The organism is Microbacterium sp. Bi128, assembly GCF_918698205.1.
The window spans coordinates 1-3,211 of the sequence record NZ_CAKKMM010000535.1; the positions used below are offsets into that span (position 1 = coordinate 1).

Annotated in this window: 2 protein-coding genes and 1 pseudogene; all 3 read left to right on the forward strand. The window is 67.1% G+C overall.

The features are described from left to right. Nucleotides 1–25 precede the first annotated feature (25 nt). Entirely contained in the window at nt 26–1,651 is a 1,626-nt protein-coding gene (locus LQV45_RS22465; protein WP_230008897.1) for an ABC transporter permease subunit, read from the forward strand. After that, entirely contained in the window at nt 1,648–2,631 is a 984-nt protein-coding gene (locus tag LQV45_RS22470; protein ID WP_230008896.1) for a sugar ABC transporter permease, read from the forward strand. Before LQV45_RS22465 ends, LQV45_RS22470 begins: the two co-directional genes overlap by 4 nt. Before the next feature lie 2 nt (nt 2,632–2,633). After that, a pseudogene (locus LQV45_RS22475) lies at nt 2,634–3,211 on the forward strand (glycoside hydrolase family 13 protein); the annotation flags it as partial.

Sequence of the window (3,211 nt, forward strand, 5' to 3'; positions counted from 1 at the left end):
GTCAGATACCGAACTCCGCGAGGACATAGACCCCGCACTGTCGTCCGCCCCGGACGCCGCCCCCACAACCTCAGCCCGGCGGGCTCGCAGCGCCCACCCACGCCGGAGCGGCCCCGAGGGGGTGAAGGGAACCATCGCCAAGATCGTGCTGCTGGGCCTCGTGGACGCCCTCGCTGTCTACATCCTGATGATGCTTTTCCTGAGCCAGTCCTGGCTGGCGTTGGGAGTCTCCGCCGCCGTCGTGCTGGTGATCAACTGGATCTACCTGCGCAAGGGCGGCCTGCCCGCCAAGTACCTGGCCCCGGGCGTGCTCTTCCTGCTCGTATTCCAGGTCTTCGTGGTCATGTTTAGCGGTTACATCGCGTTCACCAACTACGGCGACGGCCACAACAGCACCAAGGGTGACGCGATCGCCGCCATCCAGCTCACCGCGCAGAAGCGGGTGCCCGAGTCGCCGGCCTACAAGGCCGCCGTGCTCACCAAGGACAACTCCTTCTACCTTCTCTTCACCGACCCGCAGGGCAAGGTCTCGCTCGGTAACACCGAGACGCCGCTCGCGGAAGCCCCCGGCGCCGGCAAGGACTCGACCGGGAAGGCCAACGCCCTGGCCGGCTACCGAACCCTGAACTTCCAGGAGATCGTTGCCAACCAGCAGAGCATCCTGGACATCACCGTCCCGGTCTCCGCCAACCCGGCCGACGGCACCCTGCGCACCGCGGACGGCAGCAACGCCTACCAGTTCAAGCCGTCGCTGAAGTACGACGCCGCTGCCGACACTTTCACGGACACCGTCTCCGGTGCCGTCTACCGCGACAACGGCAAGGGCGCCTTCGCGGCAGGCAACGGCGAGACGCTCTCCACCGGCTGGAAGATCGACGTCGGGATGGAAAACTTCGCCCGCGCCTTCACCGACCCCAGCCTGCGCGGCCCGCTGCTCGGCGTTATCCTCTGGACCTTCACTTTCGCCCTGGCTTCCGTCGCTCTGACCTTTGCTCTGGGGCTGTTCCTGGCCATCACCTTCAACCGCGAGGACCTCAGGGGCAAGAAGGTCTACAGGATCCTGATGATCCTGCCGTACGCCTTCCCCGCCTTCCTCACCGGCCTGGTCTGGTCCGGCATCCTCAACCCGGAATTCGGGTGGCTCAACCAGAACTTGTTCGGCGGGGCATCCATCGGCTGGCTCACCGACCCGTTCCTGGCCAAGATCAGCGTGCTGGTGGTCAACCTCTGGCTGGGTTTCCCCTACATGTTCCTGGTCTGCACCGGCGCGCTGCAGTCGCTGCCCAGCGAGCTGGACGAGGCCGCCCGGATGGACGGTGCCGGCCCGTGGCGGGTGTTCCGCTCCATCAAGCTCCCGTTGCTGCTGGTCTCGATCGCGCCGTTGCTGATCTCCTCCTTCGCCTTCAACTTCAACAACTTCAACGTGATCTTCATGCTCACCGGCGGCGGACCCCGCTTCGAGGACACCAACCGGGACATCGGAGCCACCGACATCCTGATCACCCTGGTGTACAAGGTGGCATTCGGGCAGGGCACTGGCCGTGACTACGGCCTCGCCAGCGCACTGGCGATCATCATCTTCATCATCGTGGCCACTGTCTCGGCCATCAGTTTCAAGCAAACCAAGGCACTTGAGGACGTGAACGCATGAACGGGTCAGCATCGCGCACCGCCGCTCCGGCGGAGAAAACCCGGCAGGATGGAGGGACCGCCCCCGGCACCATCACCACCGTCGCGACCGACGTCGAATACCTCAAGTCGCTGCAGCGCCGGCGCCCGTTCGGCGTCTGGTTCAAGGACAAAGGATGGCGCCACCTGGTGGGGTGCATCGTGACGGTCTTCGCGGTCTTCCCGCTGCTCTACGTGCTGTCCGCAGCGCTCAACTCCACCGGCACCCTGGTGGGTTCCAACGCGCTGTTCAGCAGGATCGACTTCGGCAACTTCACCGCCCTGTTCGACATGCCCTCGCGTCCCTTTGCCCGCTGGTTCGGCAACACCATGGTGGTGGGCGGCGTGACCTCGGCGGCCACCGTCTTTTTGGGCGCCATGGCGGCGTACGCCTTCTCCCGGATGCGCTTCACCGGGCGCCGGATCGGCCTGCTGAGCCTGCTGCTGCTCCAGATGTTCCCGCAGCTGCTGGCCGTTGTCGCCATCTTCCTGCTCCTGAGCGGCATCTCCGAGGTCATCCCGGCCCTCGGCCTGGGCAGCCAGCTGGGCCTGATCATGGTGTACCTGGGCGGCGCGCTGGGCGTGAACACCTACCTCATGTACGGCTTCTTCAACACCGTGCCGCAGTCCCTGGACGAGGCGGCGAAGATCGACGGCGCCAGCCACGCGCAGATCTTCTTCGGCATCATCATGCGGCTCGTCACGCCGATCCTGGCGGTGGTGGGCCTCCTGACGTTCATCGGCATCTCCGGCGAGTTCGTGATCGCCTCCGTGGTGCTCACGGACCCGGACAGCCAGACCCTCGCCGTCGGGCTGTACTCCTTCGTGGCGCAGCAGCGCTCGGAGAACTGGGGAGTCTTTGCCGCCGGCGCGGTCCTCAGCGCCATCCCGGTGATGGCCCTGTTCCTGTTCCTGCAGCGCTACATCGTCAGCGGGCTCACCGCGGGCTCGGTGAAGGGCTAGGCATGACGCTGCCAGGCAGCACCGGCCCGCTGCCGCACCACGACGGCTCGGCACTCCACGCGCCCCGGCACGTGGAACCGGGGGCGGACGTCCGGCTGCGGCTCCGCGTGCCGGCCGTCTGGGGGCGCGCCGCCCGGGTGTGGCTCCGGTCCATCCACGACGGCGAACCCCGCTACGATCCGGCCAGGAACCTTGGGGAAGCCGACGGGTGGGCCTGGTGGGAGGCTGCGATGGTGGCGACCAACCCGGTGGCCCGCTACCGGTTCCTGATCGAGGTCGGCCCGCGGTACTGGACCCTGAACGCGCAGGGCCTATTCAGCCGGGACGTCTCCGACTACGCCGACTTCCGCCTCACCACGTTCCGGCCCGCCCCCAAATGGCTGCGCCGGGGAACGATGTACCAGATCTTCCCGGACCGCTTCGCCCGCTCCACGCCGTCGCAGCCGGCGACGGAACATACTTCCCCGGCCGATGCGTTCCCGGACTGGGCCGTGCCGTGCGGGTGGGACACCACCGAGGTCCCGGGCTCCGGTCCGCGGACCCCGTACCAGTACTACGGCGGCGGCCTCCGGGGCATCCC